At 65.8% G+C, this 23,330-nt stretch carries 21 protein-coding genes and 2 pseudogenes; 13 read left to right on the forward strand and 10 right to left on the reverse strand.

Features of this window, described 5'->3' with window-relative positions; genetic code table 11:
• Positions 1–2: 2 nt before the first annotated feature.
• A complete protein-coding gene (locus A5686_RS08170) occupies positions 3–608 on the reverse strand; it encodes a GNAT family N-acetyltransferase (RefSeq protein WP_067933034.1) in 606 nt (201 codons plus the stop codon).
• Between the two features lie 51 nt (positions 609–659).
• Here A5686_RS08170 and A5686_RS08175 point away from each other — a divergent pair, with 51 nt between their 5' ends.
• From A5686_RS08175 to A5686_RS08185, 3 genes are all read left to right on the forward strand, one after another.
• Positions 660–1,757: a F420-dependent hydroxymycolic acid dehydrogenase gene (locus A5686_RS08175; RefSeq protein ID WP_067932907.1), complete on the forward strand. Its 1,098-nt coding sequence runs from the start codon at positions 660–662 to the stop codon at positions 1,755–1,757.
• Between the two features lie 52 nt (positions 1,758–1,809).
• Positions 1,810–2,511: a GAF and ANTAR domain-containing protein gene (locus tag A5686_RS08180; RefSeq protein WP_067932909.1), complete on the forward strand. Its 702-nt coding sequence runs from the start codon at positions 1,810–1,812 to the stop codon at positions 2,509–2,511.
• A 96-nt stretch (positions 2,512–2,607) separates the two neighbouring features.
• On the forward strand, positions 2,608–3,903 hold the full coding sequence (locus A5686_RS08185) for an acyl-CoA dehydrogenase family protein (RefSeq protein ID WP_067932911.1): 1,296 nt from the start codon (positions 2,608–2,610) through the stop codon (positions 3,901–3,903).
• A 93-nt stretch (positions 3,904–3,996) separates the two neighbouring features.
• On the opposite strand, the gene A5686_RS08190 is transcribed toward A5686_RS08185, so the two are convergent.
• Complete coding sequence (locus tag A5686_RS08190; protein WP_067932913.1) at positions 3,997–4,452, reverse strand: MaoC family dehydratase; 456 nt, start codon at positions 4,450–4,452, stop codon at positions 3,997–3,999.
• A gap of 145 nt (positions 4,453–4,597) precedes the next feature.
• On the opposite strand from A5686_RS08190, the pseudogene A5686_RS28390 reads away from it, so the two are divergent.
• Positions 4,598–4,774, forward strand: a pseudogene (locus A5686_RS28390) (alpha/beta hydrolase); the annotation flags it as partial.
• 336 nt (positions 4,775–5,110) lie between these two features.
• Here A5686_RS28390 and A5686_RS08200 read toward each other — a convergent pair.
• The 3 genes from A5686_RS08200 to A5686_RS08210 are packed head-to-tail and all read right to left on the reverse strand — an operon-like array spanning position 5,111 to position 6,533.
• Positions 5,111–5,512 carry a DUF302 domain-containing protein gene (locus A5686_RS08200; RefSeq protein ID WP_067932918.1) on the reverse strand — a complete coding sequence of 134 codons (402 nt, stop codon included), beginning with the start codon at positions 5,510–5,512 and terminating at the stop codon, positions 5,111–5,113.
• 52 nt (positions 5,513–5,564) lie between these two features.
• Positions 5,565–6,179: a hypothetical protein gene (locus A5686_RS08205; RefSeq protein WP_067932920.1), complete on the reverse strand. Its 615-nt coding sequence runs from the start codon at positions 6,177–6,179 to the stop codon at positions 5,565–5,567.
• Between the two features lie 33 nt (positions 6,180–6,212).
• Complete coding sequence (locus tag A5686_RS08210; protein ID WP_067932922.1) at positions 6,213–6,533, reverse strand: metal-sensitive transcriptional regulator; 321 nt, start codon at positions 6,531–6,533, stop codon at positions 6,213–6,215.
• Positions 6,534–6,765: 232 nt separating this feature from the next.
• Here A5686_RS08210 and A5686_RS08215 point away from each other — a divergent pair, with 232 nt between their 5' ends.
• The 7 genes from A5686_RS08215 (at position 6,766) to ag85C (ending at position 14,027) form a co-directional block, all read left to right on the forward strand.
• A complete protein-coding gene (locus tag A5686_RS08215) occupies positions 6,766–7,197 on the forward strand; it encodes an MmpS family transport accessory protein (RefSeq protein WP_067932924.1) in 432 nt (143 codons plus the stop codon).
• The gene (locus A5686_RS08220; RefSeq protein WP_067932925.1) at positions 7,194–10,106 is read left to right on the forward strand and encodes an RND family transporter; all 2,913 of its coding nucleotides are present in this window, start codon (positions 7,194–7,196) and stop codon (positions 10,104–10,106) included. The genes A5686_RS08215 and A5686_RS08220 overlap by 4 nt, the downstream gene beginning before the upstream one ends.
• 24 nt (positions 10,107–10,130) lie before the next feature.
• Entirely contained in the window at positions 10,131–10,646 is a 516-nt protein-coding gene (locus A5686_RS08225) for a metallophosphoesterase (protein ID WP_067932928.1), read from the forward strand.
• Positions 10,647–10,690: 44 nt separating this feature from the next.
• Positions 10,691–11,143: a MarR family winged helix-turn-helix transcriptional regulator gene (locus A5686_RS08230; protein ID WP_067932929.1), complete on the forward strand. Its 453-nt coding sequence runs from the start codon at positions 10,691–10,693 to the stop codon at positions 11,141–11,143.
• Positions 11,140–11,970, forward strand: a complete 831-nt coding sequence (locus A5686_RS08235; RefSeq protein WP_067932931.1) for an ATP-binding cassette domain-containing protein — start codon at positions 11,140–11,142, stop codon at positions 11,968–11,970. Before A5686_RS08230 ends, A5686_RS08235 begins: the two co-directional genes overlap by 4 nt.
• On the forward strand, positions 11,960–12,778 hold the full coding sequence (locus tag A5686_RS08240; protein ID WP_067932933.1) for an ABC transporter permease: 819 nt from the start codon (positions 11,960–11,962) through the stop codon (positions 12,776–12,778). Before A5686_RS08235 ends, A5686_RS08240 begins: the two co-directional genes overlap by 11 nt.
• A 235-nt stretch (positions 12,779–13,013) precedes the next feature.
• Positions 13,014–14,027, forward strand: a complete 1,014-nt coding sequence (ag85C, locus tag A5686_RS08245; RefSeq protein ID WP_067932935.1) for a diacylglycerol acyltransferase/mycolyltransferase Ag85C — start codon at positions 13,014–13,016, stop codon at positions 14,025–14,027.
• Positions 14,028–14,101: 74 nt separating this feature from the next.
• On the opposite strand, the pseudogene A5686_RS28395 reads toward ag85C, so the two are convergent.
• From A5686_RS28395 to A5686_RS08260, 4 genes and pseudogenes are all read right to left on the reverse strand, one after another.
• Positions 14,102–14,265 (reverse strand): annotated as a pseudogene (locus tag A5686_RS28395) (DUF1275 domain-containing protein); the annotation flags it as partial.
• 86 nt (positions 14,266–14,351) lie between these two features.
• The gene (locus A5686_RS08250; protein WP_067932937.1) at positions 14,352–15,701 is read right to left on the reverse strand and encodes a maltokinase; all 1,350 of its coding nucleotides are present in this window, start codon (positions 15,699–15,701) and stop codon (positions 14,352–14,354) included.
• Between the two features lie 148 nt (positions 15,702–15,849).
• Complete coding sequence (treS, locus tag A5686_RS08255) at positions 15,850–17,622, reverse strand: maltose alpha-D-glucosyltransferase (protein ID WP_067933036.1); 1,773 nt, start codon at positions 17,620–17,622, stop codon at positions 15,850–15,852.
• 121 nt (positions 17,623–17,743) lie between these two features.
• Complete coding sequence (locus A5686_RS08260) at positions 17,744–18,820, reverse strand: S1C family serine protease (RefSeq protein ID WP_067932939.1); 1,077 nt, start codon at positions 18,818–18,820, stop codon at positions 17,744–17,746.
• A 173-nt stretch (positions 18,821–18,993) separates the two neighbouring features.
• On the opposite strand from A5686_RS08260, the gene A5686_RS08265 reads away from it, so the two are divergent.
• Both A5686_RS08265 and A5686_RS08270 read left to right on the forward strand, forming a co-directional pair.
• A complete protein-coding gene (locus A5686_RS08265) occupies positions 18,994–19,410 on the forward strand; it encodes a TIGR03668 family PPOX class F420-dependent oxidoreductase (protein WP_067932941.1) in 417 nt (138 codons plus the stop codon).
• Positions 19,411–19,553: 143 nt separating this feature from the next.
• Entirely contained in the window at positions 19,554–21,713 is a 2,160-nt protein-coding gene (locus A5686_RS08270) for an elongation factor G-like protein EF-G2 (RefSeq protein ID WP_067932942.1), read from the forward strand.
• Positions 21,714–21,719: 6 nt separating this feature from the next.
• On the opposite strand, the gene A5686_RS08275 is transcribed toward A5686_RS08270, so the two are convergent.
• Complete coding sequence (locus A5686_RS08275; RefSeq protein WP_067932944.1) at positions 21,720–23,312, reverse strand: FadD7 family fatty acid--CoA ligase; 1,593 nt, start codon at positions 23,310–23,312, stop codon at positions 21,720–21,722.
• Positions 23,313–23,330: the final 18 nt, after the last annotated feature.

The raw sequence follows: 23,330 nt of genomic DNA on the forward strand, positions 1-23,330 counted from the left end.
GGCTACCGCGGCGGGCGCCACATGGCCCACAGGCTCGGACCACCGTCGGGCAGCACGATCTCGCGGGTGACCGTGAAGCCGAATCGCTCGTAGTACGGCACGTTTTCGGGCTTGCTCGACTCGAGATAGGCCGGGCAGTACTCGGCGTCGCAGCGGTCCAGCCGCGACCTCATCAGCGCCTGACCGAATCCCGTGCCGCGGACGGCCGGATCGCTTCCGATCACGGCCAGATACCAGTGTGGTTCCTCGGGGTGCAGGCTCTTCATCAATTCCTGTATCGCGCGTCCGCGCATCGAGCGCACGCCGAACACCCGAATGAAGGTCGGCGTCATGGCCAGCTGCCCACCGGTTGTCTCCCGCCACTGGTTGGGCGGATCCCACAGCGCCGCCGCGCCGATACCCGCGTCGACGTGGGCTATCTCCACGCCCCCGCGTGCCAGGTGGTGGTGGCGCGTCATCGTCGCGAACAGTCGGGACAGCTGTGCGGTCCGCTTGTCCTGATCGGGAATCAGCCAGATCGTCACCGGGTCGTCGTGGAACGCGCGCGCCAGCGTGCGGGAAAGTTCGCGGATATCAGCCTTGACTGCCGGTCGGACCTGCGGGGTCATCAGCATCAGGCTAGTGCGTGTGAGCCCCGGCGGGACGGGTATGCCGATCCGGTGACCGGCATCTCGCGGCGAGCATTCGGGCGGGTGGCAGCCGGCGCGGGCGTGCTCGGATCGGTCGGACTGGCCGATGGATGCGCGAAACCGGCTGGCGAGCATGCCACGTCCCGCGGTCCAACGCCGGCGCCGGGCAAGGGCGTGGGCTTCGTGCTCTCCCACGAGCAGTTCCGCACCGATCGGCTGGTGGCACAGGCTCAGGCGGCCGAGGAGGCCGGCTTTCGGTACGTGTGGGCCAGTGACCACATCCAGCCCTGGCAGGACAACGAAGGCCACGCGATGTTTCCCTGGCTGACGCTGGCGCTGGTCGGCAGCAAGACCAGTCGCGTTTCGTTCGGAACCGGGGTCACGTGTCCCACCTATCGCTACCACCCGGCGACGGTCGCCCAGGCCTTCGCCTCCCTGGCGATCCTCAACCCGGGCAGGGTGTTTCTCGGCGTTGGCACCGGCGAGCGGCTCAACGAACAGGCCACCACCAACACCTACGGTAACTACGCCGAGCGCCACGACCGGCTGGCCGAAGCGATCGACCTGATCCGCCAACTGTGGAGTGGGTCGCGAATTTCCTTCTCGGGGCGGTATTTCCAGACGAATTCGCTGAAGCTCTACGATGTCCCGGCCACGCCCCCGCCGATTTTCGTGGCCGCCGCCGGCCCGAAGAGCGCGCGACTCGCCGGACAGCGCGGTGACGGCTGGATCACCCAGGCCCACGATGTGACGGATCCAAAACTGTTGGCGGCCTTCGCTGCCGGCGCGCAAAAGGCCGGCCGTGATGCCGGAACGCTGAGCAAGCGTGCCGAACTGTTCGCCGTCGTCGGCGACAACGCCATGGCGACCCGGGCCGCCACACTGTGGCGTTTCACGGCCGGGGCCGTCGATCAGCCCAATCCCGTCGAGATCCAGCGCGCGGCCGAGTCCAACCCCGTTGACAAGGTGTTAGCGGGCTGGACCGTCGGCACCGACCCAGCCACGCACATCGAGGCCGTGCAGCGTGTACTGGACGCCGGTGCCATCCCGTTCCTGCACTTTCCCCAGGACGATCCCGTCGTCGCCATCGACTTCTACCGCGCGAACGTTTTACCGAAGCTGCGCTGAACGCGACCGCGCGGTTACGCGCGGTCGGCGAATCATGCAGAATCGGGGTCCTATGGACGTTTCGGACCCGGGTTTCCACCACGCGCTGGCGGTGCGGATGGCCGAGCTCGCCCGCGGGCTGGCCGCGCCGCGCCGCCTCGAGCAGGTGCTTGGCGACGTGACCGCCATGGCGGTGGAGGTGATACCGGGAGCTGACGTCGCGGGTGTGCTGCTGGTGAAAAAGGGCGGCGACTTCGAATCGCTGGGCGAAACCGACGGCCTGGCCGCGCAGCTCGACAAGCTGCAGCACGACTTCGGTGAGGGGCCGTGTGCCGAGGCCGCCCTGCAGGAGACGATTGTGCGCAGCGACGACCTGCGTAGCGAGTCACGCTGGCCGAAATATGCGCCCGCCGCGGTCGAGCTCGGTGTGCTCAGCAGCCTGTCCTTCAAGCTGTACACCGCGGATCGCACGGCCGGCGCACTGAACCTGTTCGGCCACCAAACCAATGTGTGGGACACCGAAAGCGAAACCATCGGGTCGGTGTTCGCCGCGCACGCCGCCGCGGCGATCCTGGCCGGAAGCCATGCGGAGCAACTGTATTCGGCGGTATCGACTCGGGACCGCATCGGTCAGGCCAAGGGCATCATCATGGAACGCTTCGGCGTCGACGACGTCCGGGCCTTCGAGTTGCTGCGGATGCTCTCGCAGGAGAACCAGATGAAACTCGTCGACATCGCCCAGCGGATCATCGAGACCCGCGGCGAGCGCGAATAGGTCCTTGCCGGATACGAGCTGAAAGCCCCGCTCTAGGATGGGGTGGCTTCATCAACGAGTCCGGCGCGCCGTTGCGCCGGGGATTGGTTGGCCACCGTGTGGGACTTCGAAACAGACCCCGAGTACCAGGCAAAGCTGGACTGGGTCGAAAAGTTCATGGTCGAAGAGCTGGAACCGCTCGACCTGGTCGCCCTCGACCCCTACGACAAGCAAAACGCCGAGATGATGGCCATCCTGCGGCCGCTGCAACAGCAGGTGAAGGACCAGGGACTGTGGGCCGCTCACCTGCGCCCCGAGCTCGGCGGGCAGGGCTTCGGTCAGGTCAAGCTCGCGCTCCTGAATGAGATCCTCGGGCGTTCCCGTTGGGCGCCTTCGGTGTTCGGCTGTCAGGCACCGGATTCCGGCAACGCCGAGATCCTCGCGCTGTTTGGCACCGATGAGCAGAAGGCGCGCTACCTGCAGCCGCTGCTGGATGGCGAGATCACCTCGTGCTACTCGATGACCGAACCGCAGGGTGGTTCGGATCCGGGGATGTTCGTGACAACCGCGACCCGGGACGGAGACGACTGGGTCATCAACGGGGAGAAGTGGTTTTCCAGCAATGCCAAGCACGCGTCGTTCTTCATCGTGATGGCGGTGACCAAGCCGGATGCGCGCACGTACGACAAGATGTCGCTGTTCATCGTCCCGGGCGAGACACCCGGGATCGAGATCATCCGCAACGTCGCCGTAGGAGGCGAATCGGGCAGGCACGGCTCGCACGGATACGTCCGCTACAACGATGTGCGCGTCCCGGCCGACCATGTGCTCGGTGGCGAAGGCTCGGCGTTCATGATCGCCCAAACCCGACTCGGTGGTGGCCGAATCCATCACGCTATGCGAACTATTGCGTTGGCGCGAAAGGCTTTCGACATGATGTGCGAGCGCGCGGTCTCGCGCCAGACCAGGCACGGGAAACTGGCCGACTTCCAGATGACCCAGGAGAAGATCGCCGACAGCTGGATCCAGATCGAGCAGTTCAGGCTGCTGGTGCTGCGCACCGCGTGGTTGATCGACAAGCACCACGACTATCAGAAGGTCCGACGTGACATCGCGGCGGTGAAGGTGGCCATGCCGCAGGTGCTGCATGATGTCGCCCAGCGAGCCCTGCACCTGCACGGCGCGCTGGGCGTCTCCGACGAGATGCCGTTCGTCAAGATGCTGGTAGCCGCCGAATCGCTGGGCATCGCCGACGGGGCCACCGAGCTGCACAAGATGACGGTCGCGCGCCGAACCCTGCATGAATATGAGCCGGTGACAACGCCTTTCCCCTCCGCCCATATCCCGACCCGGCGCGCCGAGGCGCAGGCGCGACTGGCCGAGCGGCTGGAACACGCGGTCGCCGAGTTTTAAGGCGCGCCCCCCGTCGCGACACATAACCTGCGCACCCGACTCGCCGAGAAGAATATGCGTGGTTTATGTCTCGTGGCTGAGGCGCTGACGGCGTCAGGCGACGAAACGAACCACGCTTTCGGCCACACACGCCGGCTTGGCCGAGCCCTCGATCTCGACCGTGGTCGAGATGGTCGCCTGCACGGCGCCGTTACCGACGTCATCGACGCTGACCAACGAACTCTGCGCGCGCACCCGAGAGCCGACGGGGACCGGGGCGGGGAACCGAACTTTATTGAGGCCGTAGTTGATTGCGAGCTTGATTCCGTTGACGGTGTAGATCTGGTGCTGCAGCCGCGGCAAAAGCGCCAAGGTCATGAAGCCGTGGGCGATGGTCGTGCCGAACGGACCCGACGCGGCCCGTTCCGGATCGACGTGGATCCACTGGTGATCGCCGGTCGCATCGGCGAACAGGTTGACGTCTTCCTGGGTGATGGTGACCCAGTCGCTGTGCCCGAGGTCTTCGCCCGCGGCAGCGGCGAGTTCGGTGACTGATTCGAAGGTGCGCATTGAAGTTTCTCCTTGGTTTCGGCTGCTAACAATAGCGCCGGGCATCGATGCCCGGGCATCCGGCCGAGGCACCGACCGGTTTGTCCGAAGCAGCCGCGGGTAGTAGCCGGTGGACACAACCTCCAACCGCACGGAAGGCCACCGCATGCCCGACGTGACCGCGCACCACGGCATCTTCAAGGACACCTACCTGCACGTCGACGACACCGGCGGCGCGGGTTCGCCGCGCAGCGACAAGCCCCTCACCGGGTACACCTACGAGAACCTCACCAAAGACCTGCACTCCCTCATCGAGCCTCTCGAACTGCGGGATATCACGCTCTCGGACCGCCATGACCGCCGCCCAGTCGGCCCACGGGGGGCCGGGGCTGAGCAGCACGTCGAACAGCCGCCAAACGTGCATAAACGCGGCGGTGAGCACACCAAGTGAAACCAGCCTGCCGCCGACGTACGCGACGCTGGACACACACGGCCGCCCATGGTGAACGAGCAGCACCAACGACACCACCATGGGCACGGACGAAAGCGCGACCACCATCGCAGGTGCAGTCAACTTCTGCAGTACCAGCCCTGAAAGCGCCGGCAGGTCAACACCTTTCAGGTGAACTGGGCGCCGCGAGCGCGATGTCCGGGCGACACCGGGGGATGCGGCAGCGGGCTAGGCTAGCGCGCTAATCGCCGCCTTCAGCTTGGCGGTGGCCTGGTCCGCCACGTCCTGCAGCGCCCCCGCCTCCTCGGTCACCTTGACCATGACTTGGGGGTCCATCGCCTCGACCAGTATTGCGTCGCCGTCGCCGGCGGGGTCCGACCGCACCACCACGTTGCACGGCAATAGCTGGCCGATCTGGCGGTGGATGCCGAGCGCGCGATGCGCCAGCACCGGGTTGCAGGCACCCAGGATGAGATAGTTCTCCATATCCTCGCCGAGCTTTTGCTTCAGCGTGGCTTTCACGTCGATCGTGGTCAGGACGCCGAATCCCTGCTCGGCCAGTGCCTTTGTCGTCCGATCCACCGCGTCCTCGAACGAGGTGTGCAGCGTGGTGGTCAATCCTGATGTCATCTTTTCCTCCTCATTTCAGCGTTGAACTACCCCGGATTCCGCCCGATAGCAGCTAGGCCGCGGTGCGCGGCCGTTGCAGCTGGGCGAACTGCGGGGTTGCGGCCAAGCTGGCGACCGCGTCGAACACCGCGGTGGCGTCCTTCGCGGCCGGTACACCGGTGAGAACCGGCCCGAAAAACGTGTGTCCATCGATTCGCAGAATCGGGCTGCCGCCCATCTCACCCAGCGCGTCCTGCGCCGCTTGATGTTGCAGCCGGATCGACGCGTCCAACGATTCGTCCGTAACCGCGGCCGCCGTGGCGCCGCCGACCCCCGCCGTCATCAAAACGTGCGCAACAAGATTCGCATCGACGGGCTCGGAATGCTCGAAATACCGCTCGCCGAAGGCGAAATACGCGGCGGTCCATCCGTCGGTGCCGCCGTCACGGGCGATGGCTACCATCAGTCGGCCGACCTGCTGCGAGTCACGCATCCGGGCCTGCTGCGGGGGCGGCAGTTCGCGTCCCTCGTTGAGGACCGCCAGGCTCATCAGTTGCCAATCGATGCCCATTCCCGTCCGCTCGGCGACGGCACGCAACCAGCGTGCGGTGTTCCACGAGAACGGACACACCGGGTCCAGCCACAATGTCACCTGCGGTCCGGTCTGATCGCTTCGGGTGAAAGACATCTGCCCTTTCCTCTTCTCCTAGCAGCCGGGCGGTCAGGCCAGGCTCAGGAACAGCTTTTCCAGCTCATCCATCGACGGCGGTGACGCACCGGCCGGCCGGTCTTCTGATGACGTGATGCAGTCCCGCAGGCCGGAGGCGATGATCTTGAATCCCGCGCGATCCAGGGCTCTCGATACCGCCGCCAGCTGGGTGACGACGTCCTTGCAACTGCGTCCCTGCTCGATCATCGAGATGACACCCCCGAGTTGACCCTGCGCTCGGCGCAACCGGGCAAGGACCGCATCGATGTCACCTCGGTTATGCCCGGCGACGCCACCATTAATCGCTGCGTCGCCGCGTGCTTCCTTTGCCATACCTCCTTCATACCATACCCGGCGGGGTATACCACGGCGGTTGGCTGATACCCCCGGGGGTATAGTATTAGTTGACCTACGGTTCACGCTGCGGCTTGCCGGTACGTAGCACGCGATCCCCGCGAGGTATGCCTGCCGACCCAAGGCGGGGGCCAAATGGCTCTATTGGCTGCGCCGATGCGGGTCGAGACTCCGTACCAGAAAGACCAGGTCACGAGAGAAAGGAAACTCAATGTCCACGTTTCTCAAACGGGCTTGGGTGCCGCTCGTCGTCGTGGTGGCGGTTGCCCTCGGCGGTATTGCCGTCGACCGGCTCCGCGGTGTTTTCGGGTCCGACGCGATCTTCACCGCAACCGGCAGCAGCGCCGAACCTCTTGAGGCCTCGCATGTCAAGCACGTCACCTACGAGGTCTACGGACCCAGCGGCACCTCCGGAAGCGTGAGTTACCTCGACAAGAACGCGCAGCCGGAACAAGCGGACTTCACCACCCTGCCCTGGACCTTCACGGTCACGACGACCGTGCCGGCCGTGATCGCCAGCGTGGTGGCACAAGGCAACAGCGACGACATCGGATGCCGCATCACCGTCAACGGCGAGGTCAAGGACGAGCGATCCACAGCCGGGCGCCACGCCCAAACTTCCTGTCTGGTCAAAGCCGGATGAACACCGGCACCGACGCTCGTCCGAGGTTCATGCGGTTCGTCCGCAGGTTCGCCTGGCCCATCATCCTCGGATGGCTACTGCTGACCGTCGCACTGAATGTCCTTGTGCCTCCGATCGAGTCGGTCGCACGCAACCACGCGGTGACGATGTCGCCGCAGGACGCGCCGGCGATGATCGCCGCCAAGCGCATCGGCGCAACCTTCCACGAGTCGGACTCCGACAGCACCGCGATGATCGTCATGGAGAGCAGCAGTCCACTAGGTGACGAGGCGCACCGGTACTACGACGTCTTGGTGACAAGACTGCAAGCCGACCCCAAGCACGTGCAGCATGTCCAAAACGTCTGGGGCGACCCCCTGACCGCCGCCGGTGTCCAGAGCCGGGACGGCAAAGCCGCTTACGTCCAACTCAACCTGGCCGGCAACCAGGGCAGCACCCTGGGCAACCAGTCCGTGGACGCGGTGCGAAGGGTCGTCGACAAGTCAGAGCCCCCCAAAGGGCTCAACGTCTACGTCACCGGTCCCGCCCCGCTGACCACGGACATGAACGAGGCCGCCGACAAGAGCATGTTCAAGATGATGGGAGTCACGAGCGTGGTCATCATGATCATGCTCTTCATCGCCTATCGTTCCATCAGCACAGTGCTTCTGGTCCTTGTCATGGTCGGGTTCGAGATGGGTACGGCCAGAGGGCTTGTCGCACTACTGGGGAACAACGAGCTGTTGGGATTTTCGACATTCGTCGTGGCGATGCTGTCCTCGTTGGCGATCGCAGCGGGTACCGATTACGCGATTTTTCTCATCGGGCGTTACCAGGAGGCGCGTCAGGCCGGCCAAGATCGAGAAGCCGCCTACTACACGATGTTTCGTGGAACCTCGCACATCATTTTAGGCTCCGGGTTGACGATCGCCGGGGCCACGTTCTGCCTGCACTTGGCGCGGCTGTCCTACTTCAAGGCGCTCGGGATCCCGTCCGCCCTGGGATTGCTCGTCGTCGTGGCGGGAGCGATGACCGCCGCCCCCGCCGTCGTTGCGGTGGCCACCCGGTTCGGCTTGCTCGAGCCCAGACGGATGATCAAGACGCGCGGGTGGCGCCGCATCGGCACAGCCACCGTCCGCTGGCCCGGTCCGGTCTTCGCGGCCTCTCTGGTCATCGCGATCGTCGGCATCCTGATCATGCCGAGCATGAAGGTCAGCTACAACGACCGCTTCTACATACCCCACAACCTGCCGTCGAACGTCGGCTATGCGGCCGCCGAGCGCCATTTCAGCGCCGCCACAATGAATCCCGACATCCTCATGATCGAAGCCGATCACGACATGCGCAACAGCGGCGACATGATCATCCTGGATCGAATCGCCAAGAACGTCTTCAATTCGCCCGGAATCGCAATGGTGCAGAGCATCACCCGGCCGCTGGGTGGTCCAATCGAGCACACGTCCATACCGTTCCAGATCAGTGCTCAATCGATTCCGATCCGGCAGAACATTCAGTTCATGAAGGACCGCTCGGACGACATGCTCAGGATGAGCGACGACCTCGGCGCTTGGACCACCTCGATGCAGCGGATGCAGGGCCTGCTCGGGCAGATGAGCGGCGCGACCCATCGCATGGTCGGCGACATGCACGAGATGCAAGCCACACTGGACGAGATGCGGGACCACCTGGCGGATTTCGACGACTTCGCGCGGCCGTTCCGCAACTACCTGTATTGGGAGCAACACTGCTTCAACATCCCGGTGTGCTGGGCGTCGAGGTCGGTGTTCGAGGCGATCGACGGTGTGGACAAGTTCAGCGAGAACATGAGCACGCTCATCAAGGACGTGAACAACGTCGACGCGATACTGCCCCAGATGCTCGCCGAACTCCCGCCGATCATCGCCGTCGCCAAATCCATGCAGGGGACGCTGCTAACCATGCACAGCAGCTTCTCCGGTCTGATCACGCAAATGTCCCAGATGACCGACACGGCCAGCGCGATGGGCCAGGCCTTCGACGCCTCGCGCGGTGGCGACTACTTCTACCTGCCGCCGGAAGCGTTCCAGAATCCTGACTTTCAGCGCGGTCTGAAGCTCTTCTTGTCGCCGGACGGTCGGGCCGCGCGCTTCATCATCACCCATGACGCCGACCCGGCGACGCCTGCGGGCATCTCCGCGGTGATGCCGGAACTGACCGCCGCCCATCAAGCGGTCAAGGGGACGACCCTGACCGGCGCCACGTTCTACCTCGCCGGCACCGCGGCCATCTATCGCGACATCCAAGCGGGCTCCCATTACGACCTGCTGATCGTGGGACTCGCGGCGCTGACGCTGATCTTCGTCGTCATGCTGATCATCACGCGTGCGTTGGTCGCATCCCTGGCGATCGTCGGCACGGTGCTGCTGTCACTGGGTGCCGCCTTCGGCCTGTCGGTCTTGGTCTGGCAACACCTGTTCGGTCTCGAATTGAACTGGATCGCGCCGGTTTTCGGGTTGATCATTTTGCTGGCGGTCGGATCCGACTACAACCTGCTGCTGGTGTCGCGGTTCCAGGAGGAGATCGGGGCGGGGCTGAAAACGGGCATCGTCCGCTCGATGGGCGAGACCGGCGGGGTGGTCACCTCGGCGGGCCTGGTGTTCGCCTTCACGATGATGTCGATGGTCGCCAGCGACCTGCGCTCGATCGGCCAGGCCGGCAGCACGATCGGTCTTGGCTTGCTGTTCGACACGCTGATCGTGCGCTCGTTGATGACACCGTCGATCGCGGCGCTGCTCGGGCGGTGGTTCTGGTGGCCGCAACGGGTGCGGCCACGCCCGGCCAGCTCCATGCTCCGGCCCTTCGGTCCGCGTCGCCTCGTTCGCTCGCTTCTGCTGGGTGAGCCCGCGGACGCCCCAAAGCCCTTAAAAGCCCTGGCGCCGTCGGCGAGGTGACAACCGCGGGCGCAAGATGGGGCTGTGAGGCTTCTGCTGATTGCCGACACCCACATCCCCAAACGCGCCCGCGACCTGCCCGCGTCGGTGTGGGATGAGGTGGCCGAGGCCGATGTCGTCGTGCATGCCGGCGACTGGATAGCGCCGGAGTTCCTCGACGAGCTCGAGGAACGGTCGGCCCGGCTGGTGGGTTGCTGGGGAAACAATGACGGCCCGGCCGTGCGCGCGCGGTTGCCCGAACGAGCGCACGTGAGCTTGGCGGGGGTGCGGTTCACCGTCGTGCATGAGACCGGCGCCGCCAGCGGACGCGACGCCCGGATGTCCCGGCTCTACGCCGGCAGTCAGGTGCTGGTCTTCGGGCACAGCCACATCCCGTGGGACACCACCACGGCTACCGGCTTGCGCCTGCTCAATCCCGGGTCGCCGACGGATCGCCGCCGACAACCGTTCTGCACCTACATGACCGCGCGCATCGACGGCGGCGAGCTGACCGACGTCGTACTGCATCGCCTCGGTAACGGGTACATACCTCACACATAGCTTCCACATAGATAGCTCGGCTACAGAGGTATTATGGGGGCAATATGAAATCGCGCACTGATGTGGCGGGCGAGCTGTTCGGTGTCGTCGGCAGATTCCGCCGACAACTCCGCAGGTCGGCCGGCCGCGGGTTCGATTCGTCGCGGCTTTCCGAGTCTCAATCGGAGCTGTTGTGGCTGGTCGGGCGTCGCCCGGGGATATCGGTCAGCACCGCGGCCGCCGAGCTCGGGCTGGTGCCCAACACCGCCTCGACCCTGGTCACCAAGCTGGTGTCCGGCGGGCTGTTGCTGCGAACGGCCGGAGACACCGACCGTCGGGTCTGCCAACTGCGGCTCGCAGAGCCCGCCCAGCAGGTCGTCGACGCGTCCCGCGCCACCCGGCGGGCATTGTTGGCCGAGGTGATGGATGAACTCGACGACGACGAAATCGAGTCTTTGACAAAGGGATTGGAGGTCCTCGACACGATGACCCGAAAACTGCAAGAGCGTCGATCATGAGCGGATCACTGCCGATGGCGATCGACGGCCGAAACCTGACGTATCGCTACGGTCAGTTCACCGCCGTCGACGATGTGACATTGCAGGTACGGCCCGGCGAAACCATGGGCCTGCTGGGGCCCAATGGCGCCGGCAAGACGACTATGGTCCGGATGCTGACCACGCTGACCCCGGTGCAGCACGGCGAGCTGCGTATCTTCGGAATGGACGCGCGCCGCCAAACAACCGACATCAGAAGCAACATCGGCTATGTGCCGCAACAGCTTTCGATTGAGCCCGCACTCACCGGCCGGCAGAATGTGGCTTGGTTCGCGCGGCTGTACAGCGTAGCCCGCAACGAGCGCGCCGAGCGGGTCGATCAGGCGCTGGTCGCCATGGATCTCATGGAGGTGGCCGACCGGCTGGCGTCGTCATACTCCGGCGGCATGGTGCGCCGCCTCGAGGTGGCGCAGGCGCTGGTCAATCGCCCGTCGCTGCTGGTACTCGACGAACCAACCGTCGGACTGGACCCGATCGCGCGCGACGGTGTGTGGGCACAGGTGCACAAGATGCAGGCGCGGTTCGGCATGACCGTGCTGCTGACCACCCATTACATGGAGGAGGCCGACGCGCTGTGCGATCGGGTCGCGCTGATGCACCGCGGGCAACTGCGGGCCGTCGGCACCCCTGAGAAGTTGAAGGCGACGGTGTCGCCATCGGCCACCCTCGAGGATGTGTTCCGCCGTTACGCGGCATCGGGTCTGGATGACGAAGAGGATCCGTCGGAAGCGGGCGGATCCATTCGCGAAATCCGATCCAGCAGAAAGGTGGCGCGTCGTGTCGGTTGATAACGCCGTGGCCGGTCCGCTGATCCGCGCCCCGCGTGGCCGGCAACGAATCGGCGCGCTGTCCAGTCGCATCGGAGCATTCGCGATCGTCGAATTGCAGAAGCTGCAACACGACAGGGCCGAGCTGGTCACCCGGATGGTGCAGCCCGCGCTGTGGCTGTTGATCTTCGGGACTACGTTCAGCCACCTGCATGTCATCCCCACCGGATCGGTGTCGTACCTGGCTTTTCTGGCGCCGGGGATCATCGCCCAGTCGGCGCTGTTCATCTCCATTTTTTATGGGATACAGATCATTTGGGATCGAGACGCCGGCGTACTAGCCAAACTCATGGTGACTCCGGCCCCGGCGTCGGCGCTTATCACCGGCAAGGCGTTCGCAGCCGGCGTCCGTTCGGTGGCCCAGGTGGTGGGCGTACTGGCGCTGGCGTATGTGATGGGTATCGGCCTGACGGTCAACCCGCTACGGATCGTGTCCGCAATGGCCATCGTCATGCTCGGCGCCGCGTTCTTCGCGTGTCTGTCCATGACCCTGGCCGGTCTGGTGCGCAGCCGCGATCGTCTGATGGGGATCGGCCAGGCGATCACGATGCCGCTGTTCTTTGCGTCCAACGCGCTGTACCCCGTCGACGTGATGCCGACGTGGCTGCACGTGCTGAGCAAGGTCAACCCACTGAGTTACGAGGTGAACGCACTGCGTGGCCTGCTGATCGGCACCCCTTTCAACCCCGTGGACATCGTCGTGCTGGTGGTGGCGGCTGTTCTTGGAATCGTCACGGCATCAACGCTTTTACGCCGCCTGGTTGCCTGATGCTGTTGCCGATGCGATAGTGCATGCGCTATCGCATCGCAAGGTGGACGGATGATTTCGAGAGTCGATCGTGACCCGGCTGTGACGATTTCTGGGCGAGGCTCAATCGTTAGCTAACCGCGATCTGTCATCGCGGCCGCGACAGTCGGATTCGGCGCTCCCGCTGTGTTTCACTCCCCGAGAACAAATTCGACCGCACCGTGCGGCAGATGCAAGTTGGGATGGGTAGAGAGCTATGTCGTTCTTCGAAAAGTTGCGTGGCGCAGCGGCTATCATGCCGCGCCGACTGGCGATCGCGGCTATGGGTGCCTCCCTGCTGTCCGGTCTCGCGGTAGCCTCCGGCGGCTCCCCCGTCGCGGGGGCCTTCTCCAAACCGGGCCTTCCCGTGGAATACCTTGAGGTGCCCTCGCCGTCGATGGGCCGCAACATCAAGGTCCAGTTCCAGGGCGGCGGATCGCACGCCGTCTACCTGCTCGATGGCCTGCGGGCGCAGGACGACTACAACGGCTGGGACATCAACACCCCCGCGTTCGAGGAGTTCTACCAGTCCGGCCTGTCGGTGATTATGCCGGTGGGCGGCCAGTCCAGCTTCTACAGCGACTGGTACCAGCCGTCGTCGGGTAACGGACAGAACTACACCTACAAGTGGGAGACCTTCCTGACCCAGGAGATGCCGTTGTGGATGCAGGCCAACAAGCAGGTTTCCCCGGCCGGCAACGCGGCGGTGGGCCTGTCGATGTCGGGTGGCTCCGCATTGATCCTGGCGGCCTACTACCCACAACAGTTCCCGTACGCCGCCGCACTGTCGGGCTTCCTCAACCCGTCCGAGGGCTGGTGGCCAACGCTGATCGGGCTGGCGATGAACGACGCGGGCGGCTACAACGCCAACAGCATGTGGGGCCCGTCCAGCGACCCCGCGTGGAAGCGCAACGACCCGATGATCCAAATCCCGCGGCTGGTCGCCAACAACACCCGCATCTGGGTCTACTGCGGTAACGGCACCCCCAGCGATCTCGGCGGTGACAACATGCCGGCCAAGTTCCTGGAAGGCCTGACGTTGCGCACCAACCAGCAGTTCCAGAACAATTACGTGGCCGCGGGCGGACGCAACGCGGTGTTCAACTTCCCGGCCAACGGGACGCACTCGTGGCCGTACTGGAATCAGCAGTTGATGGCCATGAAGCCGGACATGCAGCAGGTGCTGCTGGCCAGCGCCACCACCGCGCAACCAGCACAACCGGCAACCTAAGAACCGGCAACCTAAGAACCGGCAGGCCAGCATCGGCAGTAGCGCACCGGTCAGCGCTACTGCCGATGCTCTTTTCACGCCTCGTCGAGCAGGCCCGGGCGATCGGAGTCGAATAGGTGTAGCCGGCCGTCAGCCCGCACACGACGGTCGCCACCACCAACATCCCCGTCCCGGTGACCAACGTGCTGACGAAGCCGCCGACCGTTGCGCCCACCGTGAAGCCGGCGAACAGCAGGAATTATCTTTCGATCACCCTGGCGCTCGCAGGGCACGTCCGATGGCGGCGACCTGTTGCGCCCGGCCCCGCCACGCCCGCGATCGCGACTAGGCGGCGGTCAGACGAGCGATGGAGCGCAACGGAATTGGCAGCCAACCCGGCCGGTGCCGCGCCTCGTAGCCGGCCTCGTAGACCGCCTTGTCCAGCTCGTAGGCGGCCAGCAGCTGCGCCGAGTCGCGTGGGTCGGTCCCGGAGGCGGCCGCGTAGCCGTCGCAAAACGCCGTCCGGTTGCGCTCGACCCACTCCCGGGCGCGCGCCGCCAATTGCTTGTCGTCCGCCTGGTCGACCAACGGTCCGTAGGCGGCGTATTCGAAGGACCGCAGCACGCCGGCCACGTCCCGCAGCGCAGAGTCGGGCGCGCGGCGTTCCTCGAGCGGCTGCCCCGGTTCGCCCTCGAAATCGATGAGCAACCAGCGCTCCGGCGTGCGCAGCACCTGGCCCAGGTGCAAATCGCCATGGATGCGCTGCACGGTGATCGTCTCGCTGACCAACTTCTGGTATCGCTCTTCGATCGTCGCCGCGTGCTCTTTGAGCGCGGGAACCAGGGCCACCGTCGAGGACAGCCGCGATAGCACGTTGTCCACCGGGAAGGCTGCCTGCGAGGTACCCAACGTCTCGGCCAAGGTGGCGTGCACCGACGCGACGGCCTCGCCGAGCCGGTAGGACTCACCGGCGAAGTCGCCGCCGACCTCGTACGCGTACAAGTCGCCCTCGGCGAACAGGTCGCGGATGCTAGCGGTGGCCATCGCCCAACCTTCGGCGGAATTGGCGGCGAACTCGGTCACCATGCCCAGCGGCCACGCCGCGTCGGCGCCGCCGTCCGCACCCGCCATTTCGTATGTGCCCAGCAGCCGCGCGACGTGCGGGTTACCCGCCCGGCCCAGTACGCGGTTCAGCTCTATGTCGGGGTTGATGCCGCTGCTGATTCGGCGGAACACCTTGAAGATGGCGTCGCGGTCGAAGATGACGCTGGTATTGGACTGCTCGGCATCGGATACGTGCGCCATCGCCTCCAGCGGCAGCGTTGCATCCGGTTCCTTGACGAAGTTCACCTCGGTGCCCGACCCGCTGCGTGAGGCGGACGAGTCGATCAGCGAGAGCAAAAACCGCGGCGCATCGGCGTCATACAGGGCGTCGAAGCCGGTCCGGTCGTCCGCGGCGCCGATGGTGGCGACGTGGCTGTATTCGGAGACCGGGGCGGCGTCCCACCGCACGATCACCTGATAGCGATGCCGGGAACCGTCGACGTAGTCGGCGTCGACGAGCACCAGGTCAAGACCATCGTCGAGCGGGACGACCACGCTGGCCTCGGCGCTGGACAGTTCGCGGTTGCGTCCGGCGTACCACCGTTGCTGCGGAAGCCACTCAGACCAAGGCAGCTTGGCCGGCTGAGTCATTTGTGCCACTCCTTCTCATCGACTCCGCTTTGCATCTCCCCGCAAACGGAAGGTGCCCCCACCTCATCGCTTCGCTCTGCATCGTCGCCGCGTGAGTCATTGGCGCCGCTCCTCCTCATCGCTTCGCTCTGCATCGTCGCCGCGCGAGTCATGCATCCTCCTCGCATCCCGCCAGCTGGAACCAGTAGAACCCGTGTCCCGGCAGGGTGAGTAGGTAGGGCAGGTGACCGATACGCGGAAACTCGACCTGCCCGGTCAGCTCGATAGGCGTGCAACCGCTCCAATGCTGCAAGTTCAGCTCAATCGGCTGAGGAAAACGCGACAGGTTGTTGACGCACAGCACGGTGTCACCGTCGTGAGAAACCTGCCGCACGAAGGCCAACACCGACGGGTTCGAGCCGCCCAACTCCTCGAAGGTCCCGATCGCGAAGGCCTCGTGGCGGCGCCGCACGGCCAGCATCGTCCGGGTGAAGTTGAGCAACGACGTGGAGGTGTCGCGTTGTGCCTCGACGTTGACCGCCTGATAACCGTAGACGGAGTCCTGGCTGGGCGGCAGGTAGAGCCGGCCCGGGTTGGCCTTGGAGAAGCCCGCGTTGCGGTCCGGGGTCCACTGCATCGGGGTGCGCACGCCGTCGCGGTCACCCAGCCAGATCACGTCGCCCATGCCGATCTCGTCGCCGTAGTACAGCACCGGTGATCCGGGCAGCGACAGGAGCAGCGCGGTGAACAGCTCGATCTGATTGCGGTCGTTATCAAGCAGCGGCGCCAACCGTCGACGGATCCCGACGTTCGCCTTCATCCGCGGATCCTTGGCGTACTCGGAGTACATGTAGTCGCGCTCTTCGTCGGTGACCATTTCCAGCGTCAGCTCGTCGTGGTTACGCAGGAAGATCCCCCACTGCGCCATGTCGGGGATCTCAGGCGTCTGGGCCAGGATCTCCGAAATCGGGAAGCGCGATTCCCGGCGCACCGCCATGAAGATCCGCGGCATCAGCGGGAAATGAAAAGCCATGTGGCATTCGTCGCCGCCGGTGGTGGCGTCGCCGAAGTACTCGACGACATCGGCCGGCCACTGGTTGGCCTCGGCCAACAGCACCCGGCCGGGGAATTCGTCGTCGATGACCTTGCGGACCCGCTTGAGGAAGGCGTGCGTCTCGGGCAGGTTCTCGCAGTTGGTGCCCTCGCGTTCGAAGAGGTAGGGCACCGCGTCCAGGCGAAAACCGTCGATACCCAACTCGAGCCAGAACCGGAGCACGTCGATCATGGCTTCCTGCACGGCCGGGTTGTCGTAGTTCAGGTCGGGTTGATGGGAGAAGAACCGGTGCCAGTAGAACTGCTTGCGCACCGGGTCGAAGGTCCAGTTCGACTCTTCGGTGTCGATGAAGATGATCCGCGCGTCGGTGTACTTCTCGGCGGTGTCGCTCCACACGTAGTAATCGCCGTACGGGCCATCTGGGTCGTGCCGCGACTCCTGAAACCAGGGATGCGAATCAGAGGTGTGGTTCATCACCAGGTCGGTGATGACCCTGATGCCCCGCTCGTGCGCGGCGTTGAGCAGCGCGACGAAATCCTCGACCGTCCCGAACTCGGGCAGCACCTTGTAGAAGTCCCGGATGTCGTACCCGCCGTCGCGCAGGGGCGAGTCGTAGAAGGGCGGCAGCCAGATGCAGTCGATGCCCAGCCATTGCAGATAGTCGAGGCGCCCCAGCAGACCGCGCAGGTCGCCGGCGCCGTCTGCGTTGGCGTCGAAGAAAGCCCGAACCAGCACCTCGTAGAAGACCGCGTGCTTGAACCAGGTTGGGTCGGTGGGCAGCGCGGCGGCGTTGTTGAAGTCCTCGGCGTCGGGGTGCTCGACGACGCCGTCCTGGACGTGACTGCCCCCCTCGGGATGGTGCTCGACAGCTTCTCTTGCGTCGTTCATCAAATCCACGATGCCACGTGTACCCTGGGCGCGACTTTCGGAATCACGCCCCCACGCTTACGCCGAAACCCGCCCGGTCGCAAACGAATTGGCCACCGGTCGGGTCGCGTCGGTGCGGGTGTCAGGCCGGCGGTCCCTCCGCCAGGGTGATGTTGACCGTGCGATCACCACCGCCACCGGACCGGTAGTGCACCGCGATGTTGTCCCCGGGGTGATGCGGGACGAGCACCTCGGTCATGGACGTCGCGCCGTTGATCGCGACGTTGTCGACGCCGGTGATGACGTCGCCGGGCGCGATCCCGGCGGCCGCGGCGGGCCCGGAACTGACCACCCGCTGTACCCGCGCGCCGTTGCCGTTGTTGTCCATCACACCCAGGCCGAGGAAGGCGGTGGGACCGATGTGGACCGTGTTCGAACCGGCGCCGGACCGGATCTGCCCGGCAACGGCCATCGCGCGCCCGATAGGAATGGCGAAGCCTTGCCCGCCGGACATCTTGTAGCTGTCGGTGGCGGCGGTGTCCACGCCGATCACCTGCCCGGCGCTGTTCACCATGGGCCCACCGGAGTCACCGGGCTTGATCGGGGCATCCGCCTGGATCAGGCCGCCCAGGCTCTCTTGCGCGCCGGTCAGCGTGTCGGTCGCGGAGACGCTCTGGTTGAGCGCGACGATTTTGCCCGTCACCGCGTTGGGCGTGCCGCCCTGGCCACCGACGTTTCCGAGCGCGACGATGGGTTGCCCCACGGTGGCCTCGCCGCCGATCGCGGCGGTGGGAAGTCCGGACGCGCCGCGAAGTTGAAGCACCGCGATGTCCTGCGTGCGGTCGTAGCCGACCACGTCAACGGCATAAGTCTGGCCGTTGCCGACGTCGAACGCGCTGATGTCGGTAGCGCCGGAGATCACGTGATTGTTGGTCAACACGACGCCGTTGGGATCGATCACGATGCCGGTTCCGGCGCCCACCGCGTCGTTGTAGCCGAATTTGGTGTCGATGTTGACCACCTGCGGCCCGACCTGACCGACCATCGCCGACGGGTCGATTGGGGCCTGAGGACTAAACCGATCCAGCGCCAGGTTGGATGGCGCCGCCGACGCCGGAGCGAGGGCCACGCCCGACCCCAGGCCGAGGCCCAGTCCGACCACGGTCAGCACGCTGACCAACCATGACCACAAGACCGGGCGGCGGTGCGGTTTGCTCATCGGTGTCAGCCTCCTGCTTCGCGGTAGAGAACAACTGTCCCGGCCTCAGGCTCTTGGCGGCACATGTGTGTGTATATAACCGTAATCCAGGTAGCTATGCACGGCCTGTGTCAGGTTCTGACCAGCCTCAGCGGCTTTCAGGCCTTGGCTACCGCGCGTCCTAAGCTGACACGGTGGGTGAATTCGACCCCAAGGCCTGCTTCAGCCGGGCCCGGGTGGCCCGCCTGGCCACTGTCGCGCCCGGCGGCCTACCGCACCTGGTGCCGGTGGTCTTCGCGGTCGCCCCCCACGGGAGCGAATCCGTCTACACGGCCGTCGACGCGAAGCCGAAGACGACCCGGCGGCTGCGCCGCCTGGCCAATATCGACAGCAACCCTCTGGTGAGCCTGCTCGTCGATCACTACGCCGACGATTGGACCCAACTGTGGTGGGTGCGCCTCGACGGAGTCGCCACCGTCCACACCGACGACGACACCGTTGATCTCGCACGCCGCCTACTGCGCGCGAAATACCCTCAATATCAATCGGTTTCGCTGGACGGCCCGGTGATCGAGGTCGCGGTGCGGCGGTGGTCCAGCTGGCATTACTGAGCGGTGACCCGGCGGCGCCGCCCGGCGCAGTGGCGGCTGTTCTGGCCCGACGGTCTTGTGGTCGACCGAAGTTGGGTGAATGGTAGCTAGAAAGGTGCTGGCTAGGTCAGCAACGGCGCGCCCGGGCAACCTGGAGGAAGGTCATGGCCGACAGGACAACCACTTCCCAAGGAGCGGGCAACGCTCCTACCGCCAACGGTCCAGACGAAATCCGCAACGTGGTACTGGTGGGCCCGTCAGGTGGCGGCAAGACCACCCTCGTAGAGGCCCTGCTGGTCGCCGCCGGCGTGCTGACCCGGAGCGGCTCGATCGCCGACGGCAGCACGGTTTGCGATTACGACGATGCCGAGATCCGCCAACAGCGGTCGGTAGGCGTCGCGGTGGCATCCCTGTCGCACGACGGTGTCAAAGTCAACCTGGTCGACACTCCCGGATACGCCGACTTCGTCGGCGAATTGCGGGCCGGGTTACGCGCCGCGGATTGCGCCCTGTTCGTCATCGCGGCCAACGAAGGCGTCGACCAGCCCACCAAATCGCTATGGCAGGAATGCGACCAGGTCGGTATGCCCCGCGCCGTGGTGATCACCAAGCTCGACCACACCCGGGCGAATTACGCCGACGCTCTGGCTGCCGCGCAAAATGCTTTCGGCGACAAGGTTTTACCACTCTACCTGCCCACCGACCTGCCCTCCTGCCACGGCCTGATCGGGCTGTTGTCGCAGACGCGTTACGAATACACCGACGGCAAACGCACCGTACAGCCACCGAACCCCTCCGACGCCGAGCAGATCGAGGAAGCGCGCGGCGCCCTGATCGAGGGGATCATCGAGGAGTCCGAGGACGAATCGCTGATGGAGCGCTATCTCGGCGGCGAGGTCATCGACGAATCCGTGCTCATCCAGGATCTGGAGCGGGCCGTCGCCCGGGGGTCGTTCTTTCCGGTGATCCCGGTCTGCAGCAGCAGCGGCGTGGGCACCCTGGAAATACTGGAAGTCGCTACCCGCGGCTTCCCGTCTCCGATGGAACACCCGCTGCCGGAGGTCTTTACCCAGCTCGGTGCGCCGCACGCCGGTTTGAAGTGTGCCGTGGACGCGCCACTGCTCGCTGAGGTGGTGAAGACGACGTCGGACCCGTACGTGGGCAGGGTCAGCCTGGTCCGGGTGTTCTCCGGGACCATCAGGCCCGACACGACGGTTCATGTGTCGGGCCACTTTGCGTCGTTCTTCGGCACCGGCAACGGCAGTGGCCACGCGCACCCGGACCACGACGAGGATGAGCGCATCGGAGTGCTGTCCTTCCCGCTGGGCAAGCAGCAGCGCCCGGCGCCTTCGGTGGTGGCGGGTGACATCTGCGCGATCGGCAAACTGAGCCGCGCGGAAACGGGTGACACGCTTTCGGACAAGTCGGAGCCGTTGGTCTTGAAGCCCTGGACCATGCCCGAACCACTGCTGCCGGTGGCGATTGCGGCCCACGCCAAGACCGACGAGGACAAGCTCTCGGTGGGGCTGGGACGGTTGGCCGCCGAAGACCCGACACTGCGGATCGAGCAGAACCAGGAGACCCACCAGATCGTGCTGTGGTGCATGGGGGAGTCCCACGCCGGCGTGGTACTCGAGGCGCTGGCCAACCGGTACGGCGTCACAGTCGACACCGTGGAACTGCGCGTCCCGCTGCGAGAAACGTTTGCCGGCAAGGCGAAAGGCCACGGGCGCCACGTCAAGCAGTCTGGCGGGCACGGCCAGTATGCGGTGTGCGACATCGAGGTGGAGCCCCTGCCCGAGGGTTCCGGGTTCGAGTTCGTGGACAAGGTGGTCGGCGGAGCGGTGCCGCGCCAGTTCATCCCGAGCGTGGAGAAGGGGGTGAAGGCCCAGATGGAAAAGGGCGTGCACGCGGGCTACCCGGTAGTCGACATCCGTGTCACGCTGCTCGACGGGAAGGCGCACAGCGTCGACTCGTCGGACTTCGCGTTCCAGATGGCGGGGTCGCTGGCGTTGCGGGAGGCCGCCGCGGCGACGAAGGTGGCGCTGCTCGAGCCCATCGACGAGATCTCGGTGCTGGTGCCCGACGACTTCGTCGGTGCGGTAATGGGTGATCTGTCCAGCCGGCGCGGCAGGGTGCTCGGCTCCGACACCGCGGGCAACGAGCGCACCGTGGTCAATGCCGAGGTGCCGCAGGTGGAGCTGACCCGCTACGCCATCGACCTGCGGTCCCTGGCCCACGGGGCCGCGACGTTCACCCGGTCGTTCGCCCGCTACGAACCCATGCCGGAATCCGCGGCCGCCCGGCTGAACACCGCCGTCTAGAACCCGTCAGCCCTTGCGGCCGAACTGCTCGGCCACCGCGCGCCGGTCCAGCGAACCTTTCGCGGTATGCGGCAACTCACCGGCCTGCTGGAACTCGGCCGGCACCTCGAAGGGCGCCAGGCGGTCACGGCAGAACGCCGTCAGTTCCTCGGCCGTCGGCGCGGCGGATCCGCGCGCGACGATGACCGCCGCCACGGTCTCGCCGTACAACTTGTCCGGCATGCCGAACACACCCGCCTCGAGGACGTCGGGGTGGGTGGCCAGGACACCCTCTACGCGCTCGGGCGAGATCTTCTCCCCGCCACGGTTGATGAGCTCCTTGATTCGGCCGCGGATGACCAGGTCGCCGGCCGGCGACACGGTCCCCAGGTCACCGGTGTGCAACCATCCCTCGGTGAAGTTGGCTGCGGTGATGGATGGGTCACCGAGGTAGCCGCGCACCACCGTCGGGCCGTGCAGCCAGACTTCGCCGACCGTCTCCGCCGGAAGCGTCTTGCCGTCGGGACCGACGATCCGGATTTCCGGTCCGGTCGACCGGCCGACGAGACCGGGTGTGGCACCAGGGTTTTCACTCCTGCCCGCCCCGCCGATCGCCGTCGTCGCCACCTGGTGCGTCGACTCGGTCATCCCGAAGGCACATACCACCGGCGCCGAGAAGGTGTCGTGCAGTGCCTGCGCGGTCTCGGCGGTCAGCGGCGCGCTGCAACTGCGGATGAAACGCAGGGCGGGTGCGCCGCCTGGCTGCTCGGTGCGGGCGCGCTCCAACAAGATCTGATGGATCGTCGGGACGGCGGTGTACCAGGTGGCCCCCACGGCCTCGATGTCATCCCAGAATGTATGCGCCGAGAACTTTCCACGCGCGGGCAGCAACACCGCTCCCCCGGACACCAGGGTGCCCAGCAGCGCGGCGAGCAGCCCGTGCCCGTGGTAGAGCGGCATCACCGCCACCGTCGCGTCCTGCGAACCGAGCCCGTAGCCGTCGATGATCGCGGCCACCGAGCGGGCGATGTTGAGGCGCGTCCAGGGAACCATTTTGGGCGCTCCGGTGGTTCCGCCGGTGAACATGATCATGGCGTCGTCGTCACGCAGCCCCTCCGGGGTCGACACGTCACGCCGGGGTGCCGCGGTGACGTCCAGGCTGACCGCCGCGGCGGTGCCGTCGACGGTGACCGCGACCGGCCACGACGGCAAGCCGTCCGATGCACCCGTGTCGTTTTCGGCGTCGGCGCGCTGGTCGACGAGCACGGCCCGAGCGCCCACCGCCGCACCGCGGGCACGTTGCTCGGTGATGGGTAGGGCCGGATCCAGCGGAACCACAACAAGATCCGCACGCGATGCAGCCAGCAGCCCGACGACGAATTCGGCGTTACTGCCAGCACGCAGCGCGACCCGGTCGCCGCGCAGCAGTCCAGCGGCCGTCAGCTGCGCGGCCAGATCGTCGACCAGCCGGAGCAAATCGCGATAGTCGACCGGTATGCGCTCGGCGGTGACCACCAGGGCCCGTGCCTCCGGCGACCGGCGTGCGGCCGCCTCGACCAGATCGGCGATGCGCGGGCCGGCGGTTTCCGGCGACTCCTCGCCGCCCTCAATTGACCCCATCGCCGAACTCCTTTCATT

It is taken from the genome of Mycobacterium sp. E2479 (assembly GCF_001667925.1).
Lineage (GTDB): Bacteria > Actinomycetota > Actinomycetes > Mycobacteriales > Mycobacteriaceae > Mycobacterium.

Coding starts and splice junctions, on each gene's coding strand:
- A5686_RS08170 (WP_067933034.1), bottom strand. CDS start 608: ATGACCCCGCAGGTCCGACCGGCAGTCAAGGCTGATATCCGCGAACTT.
- A5686_RS08180 (WP_067932909.1), top strand. CDS start 1,810: ATGGACGTTTCGGACCCGGGTTTCCACCACGCGCTGGCGGTGCGGATG.
- A5686_RS08190 (WP_067932913.1), bottom strand. CDS start 4,452: ATGCGCACCTTCGAATCAGTCACCGAACTCGCCGCTGCCGCGGGCGAA.
- A5686_RS08200 (WP_067932918.1), bottom strand. CDS start 5,512: ATGACATCAGGATTGACCACCACGCTGCACACCTCGTTCGAGGACGCG.
- A5686_RS08205 (WP_067932920.1), bottom strand. CDS start 6,179: ATGTCTTTCACCCGAAGCGATCAGACCGGACCGCAGGTGACATTGTGG.
- A5686_RS08210 (WP_067932922.1), bottom strand. CDS start 6,533: ATGGCAAAGGAAGCACGCGGCGACGCAGCGATTAATGGTGGCGTCGCC.
- A5686_RS08215 (WP_067932924.1), top strand. CDS start 6,766: ATGTCCACGTTTCTCAAACGGGCTTGGGTGCCGCTCGTCGTCGTGGTG.
- A5686_RS08220 (WP_067932925.1), top strand. CDS start 7,194: ATGAACACCGGCACCGACGCTCGTCCGAGGTTCATGCGGTTCGTCCGC.
- A5686_RS08230 (WP_067932929.1), top strand. CDS start 10,691: ATGAAATCGCGCACTGATGTGGCGGGCGAGCTGTTCGGTGTCGTCGGC.
- A5686_RS08235 (WP_067932931.1), top strand. CDS start 11,140: ATGAGCGGATCACTGCCGATGGCGATCGACGGCCGAAACCTGACGTAT.
- ag85C (WP_067932935.1), top strand. CDS start 13,014: ATGTCGTTCTTCGAAAAGTTGCGTGGCGCAGCGGCTATCATGCCGCGC.
- A5686_RS08250 (WP_067932937.1), bottom strand. CDS start 15,701: ATGACTCAGCCGGCCAAGCTGCCTTGGTCTGAGTGGCTTCCGCAGCAA.
- treS (WP_067933036.1), bottom strand. CDS start 17,622: ATGAACGACGCAAGAGAAGCTGTCGAGCACCATCCCGAGGGGGGCAGT.
- A5686_RS08260 (WP_067932939.1), bottom strand. CDS start 18,820: ATGAGCAAACCGCACCGCCGCCCGGTCTTGTGGTCATGGTTGGTCAGC.
- A5686_RS08270 (WP_067932942.1), top strand. CDS start 19,554: ATGGCCGACAGGACAACCACTTCCCAAGGAGCGGGCAACGCTCCTACC.
- A5686_RS08275 (WP_067932944.1), bottom strand. CDS start 23,312: ATGGGGTCAATTGAGGGCGGCGAGGAGTCGCCGGAAACCGCCGGCCCG.